Below are 21,807 nucleotides of genomic sequence, written 5' to 3' on the forward strand. Positions count from 1 at the left end.
ATTTAAGTTCGATCGTCAAATCGAAAATCCCATTGCCATAAGGCATGGGAGAGCAAATACCTAGTATATCTCCCGCACCTTCCCCTCAATTATGGCTTCGGGTTTAAAACCATCTACACTAGAACTTCTCAAGCGCTTTAACCGAGCGTTTCCGCAGTTTTACGAGCAATTTGTCAGCAGCGAAATCCAACTGCAAAACCTCAAATTAGCTTATCAGCTTTACAAAACTCGGCAAGCAGTCATCGAAATCAGAGCCGAAGGTAATAAAAGTGCCCTGCATTTTGCTTACCGGAACCAATCTTTTCTCCTGAGCGATATTTTTGGAGTGTTGGCGGCCTACGGGCTGACGATTCACAGTCTGAGTCTGTACGGTCAAATTTACCCGCCGATGTTGGTATTTATCAAATTGGTAGTATCTCGCGGCGGCAAGGTGCTGGCAGATAAAACAGCAGAAAATGTCTGCAGGGCGGTTCGAGAGGCCTTGGCGGGGCATTTTGAGGTTGAAGAGATGTTGGCTGTGGAATTTAATTTAGACGCGGGTTTGGAGGATGTGGCAACTGAATTTTACGTCGATCCGGTTTTTCACTTGCCAGCTTTGCTGATTGAAGCTGATAATCAGCCTGGACTTTTTTACAAAGTTATGTATGCCATCTGGCAAGAAGATTTGTTGGTGGTAAATGCTAATTTGCTGGTTTGGCGGGGGCGAACTCGCCTGATTCTCTACTTGTTGGGGCCCAATGAAAGTTTAATTCCTGAGTATCTGGGGCAGAAAATCGCTGAGGGGGTGCGACAAAGATTGCTGGGCGAGCGATTTTAGGCGGTTGGCAGCGGGCAGTTGACTGTTGGCAGTTGGTAGTTGGCGATCGATCTGTTCTCGATCGTTGATTTCAAGATAGGATAAAAGTATGGCAACCATAGACATCCTAGGGGTTCGGCACGCTTGCGATTTGACGGCTCCGACTGCAACTTCTCCGGTTCTGGTATTTGTCCACGGCTGGCTGTTAAGCCGTCGCTACTGGCAACCTTTGACCGATCGCTTGGCACCAAACTATCAGTGCTTGACCTACGATTTGCGGGGGTTTGGCGATTCTCAATTTGACGGCGACGGCCATCCGGGGCCTTCGGAACCGCTCGATTCCTGCTACACTCCCGCAGCTTACGCTCGCGATTTGGAAATTTTACTCGAAAAACTGGATATTTCTAATGCTTGGCTGGTGGGACACTCTCTGGGCGGTACGATCGCTCTTTGGGCGGCCGGCCAATTGTCCGATCGCGTTAAAGGTGTCATCTGCATCAATGCAGGCGGCGGCATCTATCTAAAGGAAGAATTCGAGCGCTTTCGAGCTGTCGGCAAGCAGCTAGTGAAAATGCGTCCCCGCTGGCTGTCTCACTTGCCGCTAGCAGATTTCGTGTTTGCCCGCGATTCTGTGGCAAGATCGATCGGCAGATGTTGGGGAAGGCAGCGCTTGATAGATTTCGTGGCAGCCAATCCTGACGCAGCTTTGGGGGCTTTGCTGGACTCCACCACAGAAGCCCAGATTCACCTCTTGCCGCAAATAGTATCCCAACTCAAGCAGCCTGTTTATTTTATTGCCGGCAGTAAAGACAAAATTATGGAACCAAAATACGTGCTGCATTTGGCTAGCTTTCACTGGATGTTCCAAGGTTGCGGTGAGAATGTGCTTCAGATTGATAGCGGTCATTTGGCAATGGTGGAACAGCCGGACGCAGTGGCTAGTTACCTGCAAAATATTCTTCACGAACACGCTTAAAGGGATTTGGGAATCGGGAATTGGGAATTGGGAATTGGGAATTGGGGAATTGGGAATTGGGAATTGGGGAATTGGGAATTGGGCGGAGCGAAGCGGAGGGATGGGGGATGGGGCATGGGGCATGGGGCATGGGGCATGGGGCATGGGGCATGGGGCATTAGAAGTAACCAATAACCAGTAACCAGTAACCAATAACCAATAACCAATAACCAGTAACCAGTAACCAGTAACCAATAACCAATAACCAATAACCAATAACCAACAACAACTGCCTTCTTCCTTCGCCTAAATCTGTTATGTTAAATAGATAAGTCTGCCCGATCGCCCTCTTGGGACAGAGATTCTCAATCAATAGCGGCTTTCAACTCTAAATTGTAATTCTACTTAAATATCTGTGCGCGTTAACCTCACCGATCGGCAACAACACATCCTTTGGGCAACGGTTCGCCACTACATAGCTACAGCGGAACCCGTTGGCTCAAAAGCTTTGGCTGACGAATTCAACCTCAGCGTCAGCCCAGCTACAATTCGCAACGCTATGGGGACTCTAGAAAAAGCTGGACTGCTATATCAGCCCCACACTTCGGCCGGACGAGTCCCCTCTGACTCCGGCTACAGAATTTATGTAGACCAGTTGATTCAGCCCTCTGATACCCTCGCCCGCAAGGTGGAACAGGTACTAGACCAGCTCAACTGGTCAGACGGCCGCACGGATGCCGCACTCCGCGGCGCTGCTCAAATCCTGGCAACTATCAGCGGTTACATTGCCATGATCACCATACCCCAAACCAATGCGGCTTGCTTGCGCCACTTGCAACTGGTGCAGCTAGAGCCGGGAAAGGTGATGCTGATCGTGGTGACTGATGTTTACGAAACTCATTCGGTGTTGGTGCAGTTACCCAAGCACGCAGATGGTAGCTGGCCAGATGAGGAAATTGTCGATCGCCAATTGCAGATTTTGTCAAATTTTTTGAACAGCAAACTGCGGGGGCGATCGCTCTCGGAACTCTCGGCTGTAGACTGGAGCGAGTTAGACCGGGATTTTGAACTCTACGCTGAATGGATGGAAACCATGCTGGCTGCTTTGAGCAGCAGCCAAAGCAATCCCACCTACACGCGGATTCTGATCGGCGGTTTGGCAGAAGCCCTGCGCTTGCCAGAGTTTTCGCAGTTGCAGCAAGTTCAAACCCTGGTGCAATTGCTCGAACAAGAGCAGGAACTGCTTTGGCCTTTGATTTTTGAATCGCCGGATTTGGACAAGCCCGGAAAGCGGGTAACGGTGCGTATTGGCTCGGAAAATTCCTTAGAACCAATTCGCGGCTGTACTCTGATTTCTTCGACTTACCGCCGGGGATCGGTGCCGGTGGGTAGTGTTGGGGTTTTGGGGCCGACGCGGATGGTTTACGAAAATGCGATCGCCGTGGTGGAAGCTGCTGCAGATTATTTGTCGGAAGCTATTGGCGGAAATCGAGTTAATTTTCCAGAAGGATAAGCTTTGAAACAGTAGAACAGATGCGGGAAAACCCTTATCTACAATACTCGATCGGTCAATTAACTTACAGCAATGAACTACCATTTGACCCATCACCCCGCCGTAGACTTTCGCCAAAGAATTAGTCCGAACTTAACTAATAAAGTGAACGAACGCACGGTTGAAAAAATGCGAGAAATCACGCCTGTAAAACCCGAAAAAAAAAGGATTCGGACAAAAATGAGTCACCCAATCGCGGAAAGTCGATCGTAGATGCAACCTGCGCCCCAGCCGACATTAGTTATCCGACCGACTTGGGACGATTAAACAGAGCCAGAGTTCACACCGAAAAAAGCATAGATATCCTGTACAAACAGCTCAAATATCAAATCCATAAAAAACCAAGAACCTACCGTAACAAAGCCCGAAAAGATTATTTATTAATAGCCAAAGAAAGAAAATTTTCCCCAACAAAAAAAACAGGAAATTAAAAAACAACTTCAATATATCAAAAGAAACTTCGCTCATATTGAACAGCTAGTCGAGTTAGGTGCGACTCTCGAACTGCCGAACAACAAGCAATATAAAACCTTTCTAGCCTCACAGAGGTCTATCGCCAACAGCAATGGTTGTTTGATAGCAATAAACAGAGTATTGAGGATAGAACAGTAAGTTTAAGTCAAACCCATATTCGTCCCGAAATGACAGAAAAAGTAGGATAAAGCGTATAGTTTGGAGCCGAAATATCAGCCAGTTGTTTTGAGAAATATGTGTTTTTAGATTGGATGAGCTGGGATAACTGTAACGAATTAGGGGATTTAAAAGCACAAGTAGAAGCATATTATAGGTTCGCAGGATATTATCCAGACTCTGTTGGTGCAGGTCGAATTTATCGTACAAGAGAAAACCGAGCAGGGTGCAAAGAAAGAGGAATTAGAATCAGTGGATCGCCCCTAGGAATACCCCCAGCAACCGTCAGTAAATCAACAAAGAAGCAAGCGTTAGAAGATGAGAGAATTCGCAATGCAATTTGTCAGAAAATTTGGGTTGGCGAAAACGAAGATTCGGACTGAACCCTTGTGATGGCTAAACTTGATAATACATCTGGTACAGTTATTGCAATTACTTTTTTGGTCGTGAACCGATGCTTCCTGGTGGCGCCGATTTTTTTGTTTGTGTTTATGTCTATTTGGAAAAAGAACACCTGTTTTTAGGTTGAAGATAATTTACAGTTATACTTGGGGGTATAGATACAGAAAGAACTTATATTTAACTCTGCTTGAATATATCGTGAACTCCTGTTATTGGGAAAGCGATCGATTATTCAGCAAGCCCTAATGTATCGAATGGTGAAACCAAAGCCCCAATCCTATCCAGGTTTTCTCGATTGCGGTGGAGTTCAGATAATCGCCCACATCTCCGGCGGCATCCCGCTTGATGCTGGCTGGTTGACATCGCAGGATTCACCAGCGATAGCGGTAAGTTTTAAAAGGAGCTCCCTCGATGCTCAGCAAGTCGATCGGATAAATAGGAGCGCCGCTTGCCATATACTGAAACATCTCCCGAACTTCCTCTCCCCGCAGCGACAACTGGTCTAACTCTTTGAGAGAATACCAGCCAGCACACAAAGTATACTCGTCCGGCTTGCTCTTGGGCGGCGTCCTATCTTCAGGACGAGCCACAAAAATCACCCGGAGGCGCACATTGCCCCTAGGCATCACCGTGTGTTCTACTCTGAGAATTCCTTCAACGATCACAGAAATGCCCGCTTCCTGGACGGTATTGCGTACAGCAGCATCGAGCAAAGTCTCCCCTTTTTCCACTCGCCCTGCGGGGAGATACCACTGCTGATCGTACTTGCGCTCTTGTACCAGTAGAAAACGGTCTTCTAAGTGAACGACAACTAGGGTAAAATACAATGTTGGAATCGGCTCGCGAGCCATAGAAGTAGATATTCCCCAAGCAAAAAGTTTAACGGGCGGCAGCCGGATGAGGCGCTGTTAGCAACCCAAAGGGTGCTTTTTCAAAGGTTTTTGAACTTGAAAAACATATCGTAGCACCCCCAGCCACCAATCTAATAATCTAAAATCTCAAATCTCAAATCGATCGTGCCATTACCAACTGTGATTTTGCCTGGATATTTTGCTGCTGCTTCGGACTATCGGGAATTAGAAAAATCTCGCGATCGATCGAGGTTTCCCAACTTTAACAGTACCTCTGAGCCAGCGAGATTGGTTGCCGACTTTTGGCGGGCGGTCGATGGTGCCAATTTTGCGGCAGCTCGATCGCACCGTCAAACAAATGTTACAGCAATACGGCAGCCAACAGATCAATCTCGTCGGTCATTCCGCTGGCGGCTGGATTTCTCGCATCTATTTGGGCGAAAAGCCCTATACCATTCACGGCGACGCGCTTGATGATATCGGTTTGTGGAACGCTCGCTCAACTGTCAATACTTTAATCAGTTTAGGCACGCCGCACGTCTCTGTTGAGCGCTGGACGCGCAAAAACCTAGATTTTGTCAAACTTCAATATCCGGGGGCTTTTTACCCGCAGGTGCGCTACGTGTGCGCTGCTGGGAAGGCTGTTTTTGGCAAGCGGGGTTTGGGGACTTGGCTGGCATACAAAAGTTATGAGCTGACTGTGGGGAAGGGCGAAACTTGGGGCGATGGAATTACGCCGGTGGAAGCTGCTCATTTGGACGGGGCCGAAAATTTGGTGTTGGACGGGGTTTGGCATTCGCCTCGTTCTCCGGGGAAGTGGTACGGTTCGCCGGAGGTTTTGCCGGCTTGGATTGGGTATTTGCGGTAGAAACGAACCGCGAAGACGCGAAGGAAGAAAGCAGAAGAATCAGCAGCAGAAAATACCGGGGTTGGGTTTTGTTAAAATTTACGTAAAAATCGAATTTACTGCTAGGAAACTAACACCTGCGATGTTATGTTTGCTGGATTTTTTTATTGCCAACTGCAACTATTATGATGCCGCGCTCAAAATTACTCAATCCTCTTTTAAGAATACTGCCTTTGGAAAATGGCGATCGCCCCGCGCGGAATTCGAGCAAAGTTTTTTAGAGTCACCAGTCAGCGGTGACTTTTGGAAGGAAGCTTGAGAGTTATGCGAGATTTTGGTTGATTTTTTCTCCGCAAGCCATCAACCAAAAACTCATCATTAATCGATCGCCCGCAGCGACAAACTCATCCCGCGAAACCAGATAGCTGGCTATTTCTGACTCGGAAATCAATCCTTGTTTAACCAACTGTAAAATCGGCCCGGAGTCCAGCAAAGGTTCAAACGCTTCAATTCCGATGATATCGCTGTGGCTGACAACCGCTTCTAAATCTATGCTACCAAACCCAGCTTCTTTGAGAATGCGGCACAGATTTCGTCCGACGGATAAATCGCCGCCCCGCGAGGACATCACCTGCTTGAATTTCTCACGGACAATCTCAACTGACCAAGGTGGAGTTGTCAGCCAAAACAAATCCGCATCGCTATCGACAATCACCAGTTTACCCCCAGGCTTCAAGATGCGAAATATCTCTCTAGCTGCTGCGACGGGCTCTGGGAGGTGAACGAACAGCAAACGGGCGATCGCAAAATCAAATGTGTTATCGTCTAAACCAGTATTCGCGATCGACATTTGAATGCGATTTACTCGACCGCCCCCTTTGTCCTGCAAATATTCTACTGCTTTTTCATGCAGTGATGGGTCAATTTCTACCGCTGTTATCGAACTGTTGGGCAGCAATTCTAACAGTTTTTCGGTGAAAAATCCCGGCCCGCTACCCGCTTCCAAAACATTCATCCCGTCGGCTAAACCGAACCATTTTAAAGTTCGCGCTTCTTTTTTCCAACTGAGGAGAACTTGAGCTTTTAACCGCTGAATTTCTTGCTCAAATTCCAGATTGTACGTGTTTGCTTTGTACGAACCTTCTGCTGTCATTCGATTTTAGATTTTAGATTTTAGATTTTAGATTTTGGAGGCGACCCCACGGATCGAGGATCGGGCTCTTCTGATTTTAGATTTTCACGAGCAGGGATTGATTGCACGGATAGAGCCGGGGCTTGTAGCATCAAAAAAATCTTGGTCAGCGAGCTCTTTCGCTTGTGCGGATAGGTTTTGGACCCCTTTATGCCGGAGAAACTCTCTAGCTCAAAACTGCGCTGACACTCAAGACCGCTTCAAATCGCAATTTTAAATAATCCTTCAACTAACCATCTTTCCCTACCAAGGTCAAAAGGTCAACATGGTTTTTGTGTTTCAATAAATATCAGGTAGTTGCGATCGTCCTGAAGATAGCCGTGAGAGCTGGAAAACTCAATAAGACCCGCAGAAATTTAATTGCTTCCTCTGTGCCGTTGGGTTCGGGGACTTGGGTGCTAATTAACCAGACCGGAACCCCACCAACATCACAGGTTGCTAATCGCAAGTCTACAATCTTTTGGTCATCACCGGTGCGATTGATATTATAGCCGATCGATTACCCGCAATCTGTCAAGGTTCGATCGTTCCGAACGCAAGTCCTCAGATGGATCGGCACCGGCATTGAGAACGATCGAACTAATCTGATTGTCAGCCGTTCTCGAAGGAGATAATTTGACAAGCGAACAGGCTGGCGTTGTGAGTTTTGAGCTATCTGCGATTTGAACTCTCAGCCCTAAAATCTAAAATCTAAAATCTAAAATCTAAAATCGCCAGACTGTGATGTCTACTCCTTCCCAAAAAGTTTCTAGCTCTAACAAGCAAATATACCAACGCTTGAAACAGGCGATCGACCTCAATTTGCGCCGTCAAATTTTTATTGCCGCCTGCGACGACTTGCGCTTGCGGGACTGTCTGGCTGCCCGCTTGCAAGCAGAATTATCAGCAGAGGACGGCGGTTCGATTCCTCGTTCCCCGATCGACTATCCCCGATTTGTCAGTTTGGAACTCGACTTGAACGATCCAAATCCTTGGGGTTCGATCGCCGCGTGGCTGACCCAACACCCACCGCTCCAAAACAGGGGCACCTACAGCCCTTTGCCGGGATTTCAAATTTTGGGGGCAGAACACCTGACCAGGCATTCAGCAGCCGTGCAGTGGTCTTTCCTGAGCTATTTGAGGGACATCGAAGCAAACTTGCAAATGTGCGAGTCTACTCTGTTGCTGTGGGTGTCGCGCCCCTGGCTGAGTTCGATCGAGCAATCGGCCCCGGAATTTTGGCAGTGGCGAACCGGAGTATTTGAGTTTGAAGGAGAACCGACTCCAGCCAAGGAAGACGAAGGCAACTCCGAGGACTTCGGGAACTCCGAAAACTTCGGCAACTTCCGGGACAAGGGAGATTCCGGCGACAAACTTTTCATATCTTCAGAGTCCGGACAACCCTCAATTCCCGATTCCCCGTCCGCAGCGCCAGATACTAAATCTGTCGAACTGGCAGATTTGGTGCTAGCAGCGACGGAGGAGGAGGATTTGGAAGCAGAAAATAATCCTGCATCCGAGGACAGCGGTTTGCCGCTGCAAACCCTGCAATATATCGAATTGCTGCAAGAACATCAGTGCTGTTCCGAAGCATTGGCTTTGGCTTATCACAGTTTGGGGAATTACTACCGCGATCGCATTCTGGGCGGCGACGCTTCGCCGCAAAACCTGACAATCGCCATTCGCGCGATCGAGCAAGTGATTGCATACCTCGAACTCGACGCGAGCTCGCAGCAAAATCAACCGCCAAGTGAGGAATGCGCGCGGCTGATTGCCCAATTGACACAAAATTTAACTCAATACGCCGAGGAGTCCAACAGCTTACCGCCGATGGACGATTTGCTCAACGATCTCGGCACTCTCTACTGGATGCTGTCGCGCGATCGCACCAACGGTATGCAAGTCCCAGATCCGGTATCCTGCCTCGAACGCAGCATCGCCCTCTACCTTGAAGGTTTGAACCGCACAGATGCCGAGAGTCTACCTCAAACCCGCGTCAGATTGAACAAAAATTTGGGCATCGCCTCAGCAGATTTAGCCCGCTATCAAGACAAGACACAGAACTTGCAGCAAGCAGTTGCAGCTTACCAACAAGCGCTGCTGGATCTCGACCCCGCGACGGAACCCCAGCAGTACGCTGCGGCTCAGAATAATTTGGCGACAGCATACTGGAATTTAGCTCAAGACGGTGAACCCATCGCCTATCTCAAAAGCGCGATTACCGCTTACACCCAAGCCCTCTCCGGCTACAGTCCCGAACGAGAACCCCTCAACTATGCCGGAGTGCAAAACAACCTCGGTACCGCCTGCTGGAACCTCGCCCAGCACGAACCCTCAGAATCCCTGCTAGTCACGGCGATTGAGGCCTACCGCGAAGCCTTGAAATACCGCACGCGAGAATTAGTACCCGCAGCCGCAGCAGCCACCTACAACAATCTCGCTACCGCTTATTGGCATTTGGCGAACCAGTTTCAGCAAAAACAAGCCCGGACTGAATCACTGCAGCAGGCGATTGCCGCCTACGAAGCGGCCTTGGATATCGCCCTCAAGCTCGATCGCGCCCAACTCACCTTTGACACTCTTGCCGCCCGCAACAATCTCGGACTAGCCCACTATCAACTAGCCACAGACCCTGATTTCGCCCTCAACAAAGCCGCACAGACCAGCCATTTAGAAGCAGCACTGGACCAGCAGTTGCAAGTGTGCGCGGAATGGGGACAGCATCTCAACCACAAAGGGTTAATATATGGAGACAAACTCAACCTCCAATCCCCCGCCAACTCCCAAACTGCTGATGATTGCCGGCAAACAGCATTGAGCTATATTGTTAAAACGATTAGAGCTTTCTATAGTGAATGCGGGCTGCCAGGCCAAAATTTAGCCTTATCCAAAGTTCCCGGAGATTTGTTGCCCGAAATCTTGCGTAGGTTATAAATACGGCTATAACTATTAAAAGCTCAATTTTTTCGAGATTTGTATCCAGTTTTCTACTATTATGGCTAAATATTCTTACCTAATTCTTCAAATAAATTTGTGGTCATGGCCCCTGTAAAAATCCTTGTGGTTGATGACGACCCAGCAATCCGAAATTTAATTCACCGTTTTTTGAGCCAGCAAGGTTATCAAGTTGAGTCGGGCGAGGACGGTGAGACAGGTCTGGAATTATTTGAGCAACTCAATCCTGACTTAGTAGTTCTAGATGTAAATTTACCCGATACTACTGGCTACAAACTGTGTCAAGAAATGCAAAGACGCACGGGCGTGTTTGTGTTGATGCTGACCAGCCGAACCGATGAAGCTGACAAAATGAAAGGGTTTGCCGAAGGTGCTGACGACTACATTACTAAACCTTTTAGTCTGGTGGAGATTGGAGCTCGCGTTGCAGCAATTTTGAAGCGCAAGCGTATTGTTACTCCTGTCGAACAACAAACTCTTTCCTTTGGAAAGCTACTTATAGATCCGGTTCGCCGCGAGGTGATTATCGACAGTCAGATAGTTGCTTTGACTGCTTTAGAATTCGACTTGCTGTACTGTTTGGCCAGCAAACCGGGTCGCGTGTGGAGGCGATCGGAATTGCTCCAAGAAGTGTGGGACTACGAGTATGTGGGAGCCGATCGCGTGGTGGATGTCCATATCGGTCAAATTCGCCGCAAAATTGAACCAGATACCAATCAAATTTCGATGATTCAAACCGTCCGGGGAGTGGGTTACAAGTTTGAACCCACAACCTATTGAGGTACTCTCCGGCGCTTCCAGTGCAATCCTGATTCTGGATTCAAACAGAAACGGCAGGCTTCGCCCGTCTGGCGTTTGGGACGAGCAACAGCAGACAGTGCCGGGCCTATCAAAAAAATTCTACTTTGACATACTCGATATTTATCAACCCGCCCGCACCGAGCAATAATTTAGATCGATCGACTATCCGATTGCTGCTGCAAATACTCGCCCACTTCTCGCGCCCGCTCAAAACCCCGGCGCACGCAATCTCCCAAAGCCACGCCCCCAAAGTAATTGCTGCACAAATACAGCCCCGGCAAAGATTTTAAACCCCGATCGACCTGTTGCAGGCGATCGAAATGACCCAAATTGTACTGAGGAATCGCCCGCTTCCACAACTTCAGAGCCAGCACTTTCGGCGGAGCCGCATCAGGCTTCAGCAAAATTTTAGACAAATCTCGGTGCACCTGCCCAACAATTTGTTCTGAGTCCAGATTGCCAATTTCCGAATCAGTAGCCCCGCCGATGTAACTGGTGAGAGTTTGCCAGCCCGCAGGCGCGCGACCGGCAAATAAACTCGATGTCCAAATCGTACCCAGAGTCCGAATTCCCTGCCCCCTCGGAATTAAATTTCCAAAACCCACCAATTTACCCTTGACATCCGACACCGGATATGCTAGTACAACGGAGGCAACCGTAGGATAAGTAAAAGCTTGTAAAGCGCTGCTAATTTCCGGTTGCAGGGGCTCCAACAATTCGGCTGTAACATAAGCCGGCGTTGTCAAAACCACAGTCCGGGCCTCAACTTCCTGCTGTCCGTCGGGCGTAGAGAATACAGCAATGTAAGTTTCGCGTTCTGTGCGATCGAGCCGAGTCAGGTGCCAGTTGAGTTTCAGCCGATCGCCCAATTGATCGGCGATCGCCTCTGGCAAAGCCTTCAACCCCCCTTTAAACGAACCCAACTCCCCCGGCTTAGTTGAAGGAACATTCGGGTCAGCAACAGTCTTTAGCCCCCCCTTAACAAGGGGGGGTCTTTTCCTAGCAGAAAGCAGCGCCCCCGCCACGAGCCCGCCGCCCGCATCCGCCATCTTTGTTACCCGGCCAAAAGCCGCCGCCGCGCTGAGTTGTTGCGGATCGCCCGCATACACCCCAGAAACAAAAGGTTCCACCAACCGCTGCATCACTTCCGTCCCCAGATGGCGGCGGAAAAATTGAGAAACAGTTTCCTCATCACCCTGCTGCGAAAGTCCAGAACCCATTGCCGGCCCGACAAACCCCAAAGCCCCGAACAGCGCCCGCAGTTTCCCCGGAAAACTCAGCAACCCAGACTGAATCATCGCCCCTGGAGTCATCGGTACCGGTTGCAGCTTATTTTGCCAATAAACAAAACGCGGCAATTGGCGATCGGCAAAAATCAACTCCTGCTTCAACCCCACATCCACAGCCAACTTCATCAACTCCGGTGTCGGCGAAAAACTGTTCGGGCCCTCTTCCCAAAGAAACCCTTCCCCCGTAGCCGTTGTAATATTTCCGCCCACACGCCCCTGACTCTCAGCCACTAAAATCGCCCGCGGCGAAGCACTCGCTGCTTCCTTCACCAAAGCGTGCGCCAAGCTCAAACCGCTAATCCCCGCACCCACAATCAAAGTATCTAATAGTTCCATGTTTACATATAAAAATATCGCAATCTTTATGTTACACGGCTTTGCACGGCTTGCAGATTACCGAATGGGGAATTGGGAATTGGGAATTGGGAATTGGGAATTGGGAATTGGGAATTGGGAATTGGGAAGCTGTCGGGCATTTCTCAAGCCTTTTCTCAAACCTTGTGGATTAACCTCTCCCCGTCTCCCAATCTCCCAATCTCCCCGTCTCCCCGTCTTCCCATCTCCCCATCTCCTTCACGGCGACGGAGTTACATTGTTGCTGTGCAAGTCTTGAGGAGATTGAAACAGAGTTTCGAGATAAACTCTCGCAGCTTGGCGGTAGCTGCGCGAAGCTTCCGGCGTACCGCTATCGGCATTCTGCAACAAAAACAGCGACAGGGACGCCGAGAATACTCGGTCTAGATCCCATTCGGGGTGAGTTTCCAGATAAGTTTTGAGAGAATCGTGCAGCGTTTCGGGAATTTCGGCAAAAATACTGACTGTCGGGTTCATCATTTTTTTTAGTCTCGCTAATAAATTGAAAACAGAACCCCCCTTCGGCCGGATACAGGTGCAGGCACTGCCGAAATCAGAGCGTTTTTTTTAGGTCTGTCGCATCATTGTGCGTATCAAGAGGTGGGTTTGTCAATGTTGCGAAATATTACAAAGTCCTTTATCTAAAAAAAAGATTTACGCAATAATCAGCCTTGAGACGCAGTTTTTGTTACATAACTTTATAATCATGAGGTTTGTATGAGGGATTTGGCAAGAGGTTAACGAAATCCCCAATTCCGCAGCAAGATCCGACCGTGCCGTTAATTTCTGTGGAAAACTCTTTTAAATCTGTGGAAAACCTCAGACTAGCCTGTGGAAACACTGTGGAATGTTTAGGGAAAAGTCCGAGAAAAAATAAGAATTGCAAAGGGCAGCGGGCAGCGGGCAGTTGTGAGTGGGCAGTTGTGAGTGGGCAGTGGGCAGTGGGCAGTGGGCATTGGTTATTTGTTATTTGTTATTTGTTAGTTGCCACCAATTACTAATGACAACTGATAACAGTCGTACCGCCAACTGACAACTGACAGCAGTCAACTGACAACCGTCAACCCGGACGGTGTTACCGGAGTCGATCTAATTCGCTGAGAGTTCGCAACTGAAAACTTATAATTTTTCAGGTTTTTCCGATATTTTGCTAGAACACAACATTGATTTCCAGAAATACGGAAACCGACCTGCGAATTTAAATTGAATATCGGTGTATCCTTCCTTTGTCAATAATTTGGTGAGGGTTTCTACTGAAAAGAATTTAATGTGACCGTTGTCCCAAAGTACGGTAAAATGTTTGTCTAGTTTGCCTGTTACAGCTAATGCCAGGTTTTTTAAATAGCCGTGATAGGGTGTGGAAATAATTAGAATGCCTCCGGGCTTGAGGCATTTTTTGGCATTTTTTGCCAGTTCTTTTGGATAAAGTAAGTGTTCGATTACTTCAACGGCTAAGACAACATCAAACGATTGCAGCATATCTGTATCGGGGAGTTCGTAAATATCGGCTTGGATAAACTGACATTCGGGGAAACTTTGACTGGAGATGGCAATTCCGGGTGCAGAATTGTCAACGCCGACAACTTCGCAGCCGTGCTCTGCGATGACGTGACTGAGGCTGCCGTTGCCGCAGCCGAGATCCAAAACTCGGAGTTTGGTCTGGCCGGTCTTCTGAAATGTCGCTAGCATTTCTAGAAGGGGAGATATCAAATAAGCGTGATGATATCTGGGACGGTTGTTTGTGTAATAATACGTATAATTACTAGAGTTTGTTTTCATCGGTTAAGTTATGGAGATTATTGCCGAGACCGCAAAATTGCGGAGGGTGGGTGTACTGTGTGGGCAAATGTTCGCCGCTTGCGGGCTGTGAAAGTCGATCGGCAACTAGATATATCGTCGGATTCTTTTTGTTTGACAGGTGAATTTCGGTCGCCGAATCAATCGGATGTGCAAAAAAATCTTTCACAGGGTGGAGAATCTCGAATTACTCATCCGACCGCCGATCGGATCGCCAGTTTCCCCAAGGCATTTGGGTAACAACAAGTGCGATCGAGCCAGAATTCTTTCCACACACTAGCCGGAAACACAACTTTTTGCCTCTTAACTTCGGCCCGGCGAGCAGATCCCTGCGATTTTAGCTTTAACCAACTGCCGTCTGTCAACCGCCACGCTTTTTCGGGCGTGAAAAATTTTGCCCGCGGGCGATCGGGTGCAAGTCGATCGGAAAATTTAGCAGGGAAGTGTGACTCAAATCACAGGCATTTGCCAAACAAATTGCTGAGCATCTTTAAGTCAACACACTTAAAATCGAGATTAATACAGTGGCTTCTATAATTGTGTTTAAATGTTGTTCTGAAGCTGTGTTGTCCCGTCAGCAGATAGTCCGAGACAGATTGGCAATTTCTGTCTGGCTTCTTGGACTGTGGTCGCTGTTGAGTGTCGCACCTTAATTTAGAAATGTCCTATGGTTAAGTTAGGTCAATCCTCCTTTCGCCGTATTTTACTGTCGCGGATTTTGTTGCTCAGCGTGCCTGTTTTGCTGGTGGGGGAGTATGTTACCTATCGCAAGGCACGCTCGACGCTTCTGGAAACTGCTCGTCAAAACTTGACAGAAAGTGCAGTCAGAAAAGCCGAAACTATTGAACAGTGGGCGAAATCGCTGAAGTCGAATCTAATCGGCGCTGCGGAAAACTCGATGTTGCAGTCTGTAGAGCCCAAGGATTATCAAAAGTTTATCGCGCAGTTAGGGCAGCGGTTGCCAGCGCAGGTTGATTGCTTGCAATTGACTAATTTACAGACAAATCAAGTGATAGCGAGCACTTGCGGGCAGCAGCCGATTCAGTCGCTACCAGCCAATTTTTGGTCGCCAGTTCAGCAGGAGCAAACGCTGCAGGAAGACAAGAGCGTTTATATCAGTTTGTTGTGGCCCAATCAAGGAGATCCCAAAGCAAACGGTGACAAGATGACTTTGGGTGAGGAGGATTTTTCTGGTTCGGGTAAAGAAGCCCGCGACAGCCAAGTCAGTTTGGTGTTGAGCGCTCCTGTTTACATTCGTCGGGGCAACAGCCGAAAGCTGAGTTATGCTTTGAGCTTGCAGTCGGCCCTGCCCGTGCAAACGAGCGCTCCCAAGGGGTCTCTAGCTGGCTATACGGTGGCGATCGACCAAGACGGGACGATTTTGGCGCACCCGAATATCAACCGCGTGGGGCGCAATATCGACGCGGAGGCAGATGCCGATCGACTAAAAAGTATTGTCAGAAGGGCGATCGCCGGCGGACAAGCTTTTCTCCACCTATTTTCCTTTGAAAGAAATGGCGTAGAGTTGCTAGCAGGATACGCTGCTATCCCCAGTCCTTTAACTAAAAAAGAAAACAGCAAGTGGATTATTTTAGCTGTCTCTCGTTTAGATTACGCTCTGTCAGGTTTGGAAGAAATTCAGCAAGTTTTATTTAATTTAATTCTCGGTTTAGTTGCTGCTAGTATCGTCGCGACTTTATATTTGTCTCGCGACTTGGCACGTCCTTTGGAAAAACTCAGAGATTACGCGCTGACAGTGGATACAGAAGCGCCGCAGGCAGTGCCCCAAAATTTCCAAATTCGGGAATTCAATCAACTATCAGAAGCACTCAACAGCATGGTGGAAAGCCTGAGAAAATCGGCCAAAGAATCGGCAATCGCAACCAAGGAAGCGCAAGTTGCCAATCAGTTAAAAAACGAATTTTTGGGCAATATTTCTCACGAACTGAGAACGCCTCTCAACGGGATTATAGGTTTTATTCAAATCGTGCGAGACGGCTTCTGCGATGACCGAGATGAAGAGATGGAATTCTTGCAGCGGGCCCACGACTCGTCTATGCAATTGCTGAATATTATTAATGATATTTTGGACATTGCTAAAATAGAAGCAGGTACGTTCTCCCTGATGTTAGAAGTGGTTGATATTACCCAGGTGCTTGAAGATGCAATTGATTTGCAAACACCTCAAATGGAGGAAAAAGGTTTGAAGTTAAAGTTGCCAGAACCTCACGATCCGATTGTTGTTCATGCCGACCCGGAGAAGCTAAAACAGGTGTTTTTAAACGTGTTGAGCAATGCCGTTAAGTTTACCGAGTCGGGCAGCATTAGTATATCTGTGCGCGTCGAATCGAGTCAGAATTCTGGTACTTTGAACGGCAGCGCACCGGAAAGTGCGATCGGTAATAGCAGCAGTCAAAACGATTGGGTTGTGGTGACAATTAAAGATACCGGCATTGGTATCGATCCCGAACAGCAGCAAAAATTGTTTCAACCTTTTGTGATGGCTGATGGTTCCACAACTCGCAGGTTTGGCGGTAACGGTTTGGGTTTGGCTATCTCCCGAAGAATCATGGAATCTATGATCGGAAGCATTACCCTGCAAAGCGCGGGTGTGAATCAAGGTACTTCGGTGATGATTTCTTTGCCCGTCAACCAGCAGTCAAGTTTTTATTTTCACAGCCCGGATTTGGTAACGGAAAATGGAAATCGCAAAAGTTATGATTGATATTATAGCATTTCTCAGAAAGATGAGATGCCGCTGGGTATAGGGCATAGGGCATTGGGCATGGGGCATAGGGCATTGGGCATTGGCCCGCGCAGGGCATACCTCACGAGGCTTGAGAACCGCTATATGTTCGGTCAATTATGCTTAATAGGGGTTGTGCCAACGGACGTGAGAGGATTTTCCCAATCTAAAATCTGAAATCTAAAATGGTATCAGGGGCTGTCCGCCGAGTTCGAGGGATTTGCTCAAAGCGCTGAGAATGCGGATTAATTCGACGGATGCCGCACCGGAAGATGTCGGGCACGGCGTATTTGTTTGGATGCAGTTGAGGAAGCGATCGCACACTCGCCGCAGCGGTTCTACTTGTTCTAAACTTAATATTTCGCGACTTGTGATGCTAGCAGTTGGCTGCGGCGCGATCGCACTTTCGGAAAAATTATGCTCTTCGCCCTTGGAAATTGAACTGCCCTGCTGCAAAATCAGCGGAGTTTCTGGAGACATTTCGTCAAAAATCAAAGTTGCCAAACTGCCAACAACTGTTAAGCGCCGCTGTTTGTCAGGATTTAGCCAGCAGAGGTGAATAAGTGCTTGAAATCCGTCGGGATAGGTAAGCGTTACCCAAACTAAATCTGCTAGTTTTTCTGCTTGTTGATTTGTTGCTTCTGACTTCTGACTTTTTGCTTCTTGCTTGGGAAATACAGTACCGGTTGCTGCGACTTGAATAGGGGTTTGTTCCAGCCAAGTATTGAAAATAGCAATATCGTGAACCGCCAAATCCCAGAGGGCATCAACGTCGTGCCGCACCGGTTCAAAATGGGTGCGCTGAGCGTAACCGTAGCGCAATTTTCCCAGTTGATGCTGCTGAATAATTCGGAGGCCGCGATCGACTGCTGGATGAAACAGATAAGTGTGGTCAACGAAGAGTTGCCGCTGCTGTTTTTCGGCTAATTGGCAGAGTTCTATTGCTTGACTGAGGTTGAGGGCGAGGGGTTTTTCTACTAAGACGTGGTAGCCTTTTTGCAGGGCTGCTGCTGCGAGGCTGTAGTGTGTGGATGCTGGAGTGGCGATCGCCACAGCATCCAGTCCCGGCAGTGCTTGCACTTGTGACCAATCGGTAGTTAGAATCACCGATTCATTGAGATTAAACTGTTTTTGGACAGCCATCAATGAATCTCGATTCGGGTCTACCACCGCTAAAACTTGACTGTTGGGATGTTCGATAAAGTTGCGAATTAGGTTGACTCCCCAGCGACCCGCACCCAATACAGCTATTCCGATTTTCATTGATTATAATTTTAAAAATCGCGCAGCAATTATAGCATAATTTCTAATTTATTTGGTGTTATTTAATATATGATTCGGCGGTTGAAACCGCGTCTATACAAACAAAGTCGGCCTGCGCCGACTGGTTCATAAAAGGTATCCACAACCCTGCTTTGGTATAGCAATTAACTAATAACAACTAACTAATAACAACTAACTAATAGCAACTAACTAATAACAACTGACCAATAACAACTAACTAATAACAACTAACTAATAACAACTAACTAATAACAACTAACTAATGACTAATGACTAATGACTAATTTATTGAAAGCTGCCTGAGCTGCTGCTTGTTCGGCAGCTTTGATCGATCGACCTTTTCCCTCTGCTACCAACTCTCCCTGAATGCTAACTTTTGCGGTAAAACGATCCTCGCCGCCCTGGACTGTGCCGGTTTCTTGCACGCTATACTTGGGCAAAGTTTTATATTTGCCTTGAGTCAATTCTTGGAGAGCAGCTTTGTAGTTTTGGCGGGCCGGATCGGTGCGAATCTCTGCCGCTAGCTGTTGAAAGTGAGGATCGAGCCAAGGGCGAATTAATTCTAACGTGTGGGCGCTCAAATAAAGCGCCGCGAGTAGGGCTTCCAAAGCATCGGCGAGTCGGGGTTCGGCACCTGTTTTGTCGGCTGCGGCGCTGCTGGAAACAATTAAATAGCGATCGAATCCGTAACTTGCAGCGATTTTAGCAAGAATGCGATCGCTCACCAAGATCGATCGAATAGCCGCAAATTCCCCCACCGTACAGTCAGGATAAATCTCAAACAACAATTCAGACGCAGCCAGCCGCACCACAGCATCGCCGACAAACTCTAGCTGCTCGTAATTTGCCTTAGCAGACGCACTCGCATGAGTCAAAGCTAAATCGACGAGATGCCATTCGATCGAAGCATCCTTCGACAGTCCCAATTTTTGAATTAATGTTTCAAGTTGCTTTTGGCGACCCGGATAAATCAGATTCATAGGGAATTGGCAATTGGGAATTGGGAATTGGGAATTGGGAATTGGGAATTGGGAATTGGGAATTGGGAATGGGGAATTGGGAATTGGGAATTGGGAATTGGGAATTGGGAATTGGGAATTGGGAATCTATAGCCGAGTCTCGGTAACATGAGGCTATCTGTCGCGCATAAGCCTCGCGGGCACAGGAAGCAGCCCGCATACCTCACAATGCGATCGAACCGCTATATCTCACTTTATTCTAAAAATAATATATAAAAATTTTCCCACTCTCCCAGTCTCGGATTTTTGGAGGGGAAAAAGTCGGACATAAGCCGGGTTCTGTTCTCTCAACTGCAAGCAGTTTTTGAGGGCAGTTATCTATCTGGGACGCCTGTTACCAAGCGCCTCAAGCGGTACCCAAAAACGGAACTGGTAAAAAACCAACCGTAGTCCCTCCGACCTTGCTCCCAACCGGGGTTTACCTAGCCAGCACCTCTCGATGCTGCTGGTGCGCTCTTACCGCACCTTTGCACCCTTACCCCCTAACATTTTGCAATTTTCGATACTCGATTTTTGATGCAATCTCCAATCTCCAATCTCCAATCTCCAATTGGGGGCGGTATTTTTCTGTGGCACTATCCTCACGATCGCTCGCACTGGGCGTTACCCAGCAAGTTTGGTTTTTCGGGAGCCCGGACTTTCCTCAGACTAGCTTTCGCTAATCCGCAACCGCCTGCGCCTACTTTTTCCCCAGATTTATTGTACGCGATCGTTCGTCAATCATTCGTCAATCAATTGAGGATTTTAGATTTCAGTCATCTTTAATAGTAGAAAAATTTTCAAACCAACCGCGCCGCCAAAAGAAGAAAACTAAACTAGACGCGATCGCCACCATCAGCGCCCAACAAAGCGGATAGCCAAAATACCAGTTCAGTTCCGGCATATTCAAAGGCGATTTCTCTGTATTGAAATTCATCCCGTATACTCCCGCCACAAAAGTTAACGGAATAAAGATACTCGAAATCACGGTCAGCAATTTCATAATTTCATTCATTTTATTACCCACCGAAGACAGATAAACATCCATCAAACCCGAAGACAACTCTCGGTAAGTTTCCACCATATCCATCACCTGCACCGTGTGATCGTAACAGTCGCGCAGGTAAATTCGCACCTCTGGAGTAATCAAATCGCTGCTATCTCGAATCAAAACATTAATTGCATCCCGCTGCGGCCAAATGGCGCGGCGCAGCGTCAGCAATTCTCGCCGAATTTTATAGATTTTTTCTAGGGTTTGGCGATTGGGGTTCACCACCACTTCATCCTCTAATTCTTCAATCCGCTCTCCGTAAAGTTCTAATACAGGGAAAAATCCATCTATAATCGAATCCAACAAAGTATAAGCAAGATAATCAGCTCCGTGCTTGCGAATAGTTCCTTGTCCTTTGCGAATGCGATCGCGCACCGGATCGAAACAATCATAGTCCGGTTCTTCCTGAACAGTTAGCAGGTAATGCTTGCCCAAAATCAAACTAACTTGTTCTTTATGAAAATTATCTGAATTCGGTTTAATAATCACCATCCAAGAAATGATTAAAAGATGTTCTTCATAGTCTACCACTTTAGGGCGCTGGGGAACATTAACTACATCTTCCTGAGCCATCTCGTGCAAATTAAATACTTTGGCCATCTGACGCCAAGTTTCCTTGTTTCCCAACCCCAACATATCAACCCAAGAAACAGATGCTGTCTCTAAATAGGCAGCAGCTTCTTGAGGATTTAACAATTTTTTGGGGCGAGTAGCTTTGGTTTCGCAATAGTCAATTAATACAATGTCTGGAGGCGGCGCATCCGGTTCTAAGTCGAGAGTTCCCGGCAGCGCCCCCGGATCGTCATAAAAATAGTCAACGTAGGAATCATCATCATCATCTTTAATTGGTTTTGCAAATACACTAAAAGTATTTTTTATGCCTTTGTATGCCATGTGAATATTCCCAATTTTTAGTATCTTTAATTAGATTATCATTTTTTGCGTATAACTATCAATGACTGTTAACTGTTGACTGTTAAATGTTTACTGATGACTGATGACTGTTGCCTGTTGACTGTTAACTGTTGACTGTTAGCTGTTAGTTGTTATTTGTTAGTTGTTATTGGGAATTGAGAATGGGAAATTGGGAATTCGTCGCAAGTAACCAATAACCAATAACCAATAACCAATAATCAATAACCAACAACCAACAACCAATAACCAACAACCAATAACCAACAACCAACAACCAACAACCAACAACCAACAACCAACAACCAACAACCAACAACCAACAACCAACAACCAACAACCAACAACCAACAACCAACAACCAATGACTAATTACCTTTGTCGCATTGGAATCTCGATCGCAAATTCAGTTCCTC

The 21,807-nt window shown here is 47.5% G+C and carries 19 protein-coding genes, 1 other RNA gene and 2 pseudogenes; 13 read left to right on the top strand and 9 right to left on the bottom strand.

The features are described from left to right. Nucleotides 1-91: 91 nt before the first annotated feature. The 5 genes and pseudogenes from WBA89_RS22060 to WBA89_RS22080 form a co-directional block, all read left to right on the top strand. Nucleotides 92-817, top strand: coding sequence for a hypothetical protein (locus WBA89_RS22060; protein ID WP_006631881.1), 726 nt, complete (start codon nucleotides 92-94; stop codon nucleotides 815-817). An 88-nt stretch (nucleotides 818-905) separates the two neighbouring features. Continuing rightward, on the top strand, nucleotides 906-1,772 hold the full coding sequence (locus WBA89_RS22065) for an alpha/beta fold hydrolase (protein WP_424409471.1): 867 nt from the start codon (nucleotides 906-908) through the stop codon (nucleotides 1,770-1,772). A gap of 20 nt (nucleotides 1,773-1,792) precedes the next feature. Next, nucleotides 1,793-1,933, top strand: a complete 141-nt coding sequence (locus tag WBA89_RS22070) for a hypothetical protein (RefSeq protein ID WP_424409473.1) — start codon at nucleotides 1,793-1,795, stop codon at nucleotides 1,931-1,933. Nucleotides 1,934-2,166: 233 nt separating this feature from the next. Further along, entirely contained in the window at nucleotides 2,167-3,264 is a 1,098-nt protein-coding gene (hrcA, locus tag WBA89_RS22075; protein WP_424409475.1) for a heat-inducible transcriptional repressor HrcA, read from the top strand. 5 nt (nucleotides 3,265-3,269) lie between these two features. Beyond that, nucleotides 3,270-4,526: pseudogene (locus WBA89_RS22080) on the top strand (transposase); the annotation flags it as partial. Between the two features lie 180 nt (nucleotides 4,527-4,706). Here the strand turns inward: WBA89_RS22080 and WBA89_RS22085 are convergent. Further along, complete coding sequence (locus WBA89_RS22085) at nucleotides 4,707-5,186, bottom strand: NUDIX domain-containing protein (RefSeq protein WP_424409476.1); 480 nt, start codon at nucleotides 5,184-5,186, stop codon at nucleotides 4,707-4,709. Nucleotides 5,187-5,351: 165 nt separating this feature from the next. Here WBA89_RS22085 and WBA89_RS22090 point away from each other — a divergent pair. Then, nucleotides 5,352-6,054 (top strand): annotated as a pseudogene (locus WBA89_RS22090) (esterase/lipase family protein). Further along, nucleotides 6,038-6,352, top strand: a complete 315-nt coding sequence (locus WBA89_RS22095) for a hypothetical protein (RefSeq protein WP_424409478.1) — start codon at nucleotides 6,038-6,040, stop codon at nucleotides 6,350-6,352. The pseudogene WBA89_RS22090 and the gene WBA89_RS22095 overlap by 17 nt, the downstream one beginning before the upstream one ends. Before the next feature lie 3 nt (nucleotides 6,353-6,355). Here the strand turns inward: WBA89_RS22095 and WBA89_RS22100 are convergent, their stop codons facing one another. After that, a complete protein-coding gene (locus WBA89_RS22100; RefSeq protein ID WP_424409479.1) occupies nucleotides 6,356-7,186 on the bottom strand; it encodes a class I SAM-dependent methyltransferase in 831 nt (276 codons plus the stop codon). A 762-nt stretch (nucleotides 7,187-7,948) separates the two neighbouring features. Between WBA89_RS22100 and WBA89_RS22105 the strand changes: the two genes are divergently transcribed. Together WBA89_RS22105 and WBA89_RS22110 are read left to right on the top strand one after the other, a co-directional pair. Beyond that, on the top strand, nucleotides 7,949-10,138 hold the full coding sequence (locus WBA89_RS22105; protein WP_424409481.1) for a hypothetical protein: 2,190 nt from the start codon (nucleotides 7,949-7,951) through the stop codon (nucleotides 10,136-10,138). A 105-nt stretch (nucleotides 10,139-10,243) separates the two neighbouring features. Next, on the top strand, nucleotides 10,244-10,939 hold the full coding sequence (locus tag WBA89_RS22110; protein ID WP_424409483.1) for a response regulator transcription factor: 696 nt from the start codon (nucleotides 10,244-10,246) through the stop codon (nucleotides 10,937-10,939). Nucleotides 10,940-11,109: 170 nt separating this feature from the next. Here the strand turns inward: WBA89_RS22110 and hemG are convergent, their stop codons facing one another. After that, the gene (gene hemG / locus WBA89_RS22115) at nucleotides 11,110-12,585 is read right to left on the bottom strand and encodes a protoporphyrinogen oxidase (protein WP_424409485.1); all 1,476 of its coding nucleotides are present in this window, start codon (nucleotides 12,583-12,585) and stop codon (nucleotides 11,110-11,112) included. Between the two features lie 28 nt (nucleotides 12,586-12,613). Here hemG and WBA89_RS22120 point away from each other — a divergent pair, with 28 nt between their 5' ends. After that, entirely contained in the window at nucleotides 12,614-12,862 is a 249-nt protein-coding gene (locus WBA89_RS22120) for a hypothetical protein (protein ID WP_424409487.1), read from the top strand. On the opposite strand, the gene WBA89_RS22125 is transcribed toward WBA89_RS22120, so the two are convergent. Then, the gene (locus WBA89_RS22125) at nucleotides 12,823-13,080 is read right to left on the bottom strand and encodes a DUF2811 domain-containing protein (protein ID WP_194064682.1); all 258 of its coding nucleotides are present in this window, start codon (nucleotides 13,078-13,080) and stop codon (nucleotides 12,823-12,825) included. The genes WBA89_RS22120 and WBA89_RS22125 overlap by 40 nt on opposite strands. A gap of 642 nt (nucleotides 13,081-13,722) precedes the next feature. Then, entirely contained in the window at nucleotides 13,723-14,382 is a 660-nt protein-coding gene (locus tag WBA89_RS22130; RefSeq protein WP_424409489.1) for a methyltransferase domain-containing protein, read from the bottom strand. Nucleotides 14,383-14,439: 57 nt separating this feature from the next. On the opposite strand from WBA89_RS22130, the gene WBA89_RS22135 reads away from it, so the two are divergent. Both WBA89_RS22135 and WBA89_RS22140 read left to right on the top strand, forming a co-directional pair. Then, entirely contained in the window at nucleotides 14,440-14,640 is a 201-nt protein-coding gene (locus WBA89_RS22135) for a hypothetical protein (protein WP_424409490.1), read from the top strand. 427 nt (nucleotides 14,641-15,067) lie between these two features. Beyond that, complete coding sequence (locus WBA89_RS22140) at nucleotides 15,068-17,125, top strand: sensor histidine kinase (RefSeq protein WP_424409492.1); 2,058 nt, start codon at nucleotides 15,068-15,070, stop codon at nucleotides 17,123-17,125. A gap of 201 nt (nucleotides 17,126-17,326) precedes the next feature. Here WBA89_RS22140 and WBA89_RS22145 read toward each other — a convergent pair whose 3' ends face one another. After that, a complete protein-coding gene (locus WBA89_RS22145; RefSeq protein WP_424409494.1) occupies nucleotides 17,327-18,409 on the bottom strand; it encodes a Gfo/Idh/MocA family protein in 1,083 nt (360 codons plus the stop codon). A 287-nt stretch (nucleotides 18,410-18,696) separates the two neighbouring features. Next, nucleotides 18,697-19,410 (bottom strand): ribonuclease III, encoded by a 714-nt coding sequence (gene rnc / locus WBA89_RS22150; protein ID WP_424409496.1) that lies wholly within the window; start codon nucleotides 19,408-19,410, stop codon nucleotides 18,697-18,699. A 6-nt stretch (nucleotides 19,411-19,416) separates the two neighbouring features. Here rnc and WBA89_RS22155 point away from each other — a divergent pair, with 6 nt between their 5' ends. After that, entirely contained in the window at nucleotides 19,417-19,542 is a 126-nt protein-coding gene (locus WBA89_RS22155) for a hypothetical protein (RefSeq protein ID WP_424409497.1), read from the top strand. 160 nt (nucleotides 19,543-19,702) lie between these two features. Here the strand turns inward: WBA89_RS22155 and rnpB are convergent. After that, nucleotides 19,703-20,135: RNase P RNA component class A (rnpB, locus tag WBA89_RS22160), an RNA gene on the bottom strand. A gap of 65 nt (nucleotides 20,136-20,200) precedes the next feature. Beyond that, entirely contained in the window at nucleotides 20,201-21,373 is a 1,173-nt protein-coding gene (corA, locus tag WBA89_RS22165) for a magnesium/cobalt transporter CorA (RefSeq protein WP_424409499.1), read from the bottom strand. Nucleotides 21,374-21,807 lie beyond the last annotated feature (434 nt).

Source organism: Microcoleus sp., from assembly GCF_049646505.1.
Classification (GTDB): domain Bacteria; phylum Cyanobacteriota; class Cyanobacteriia; order Cyanobacteriales; family Microcoleaceae; genus Microcoleus.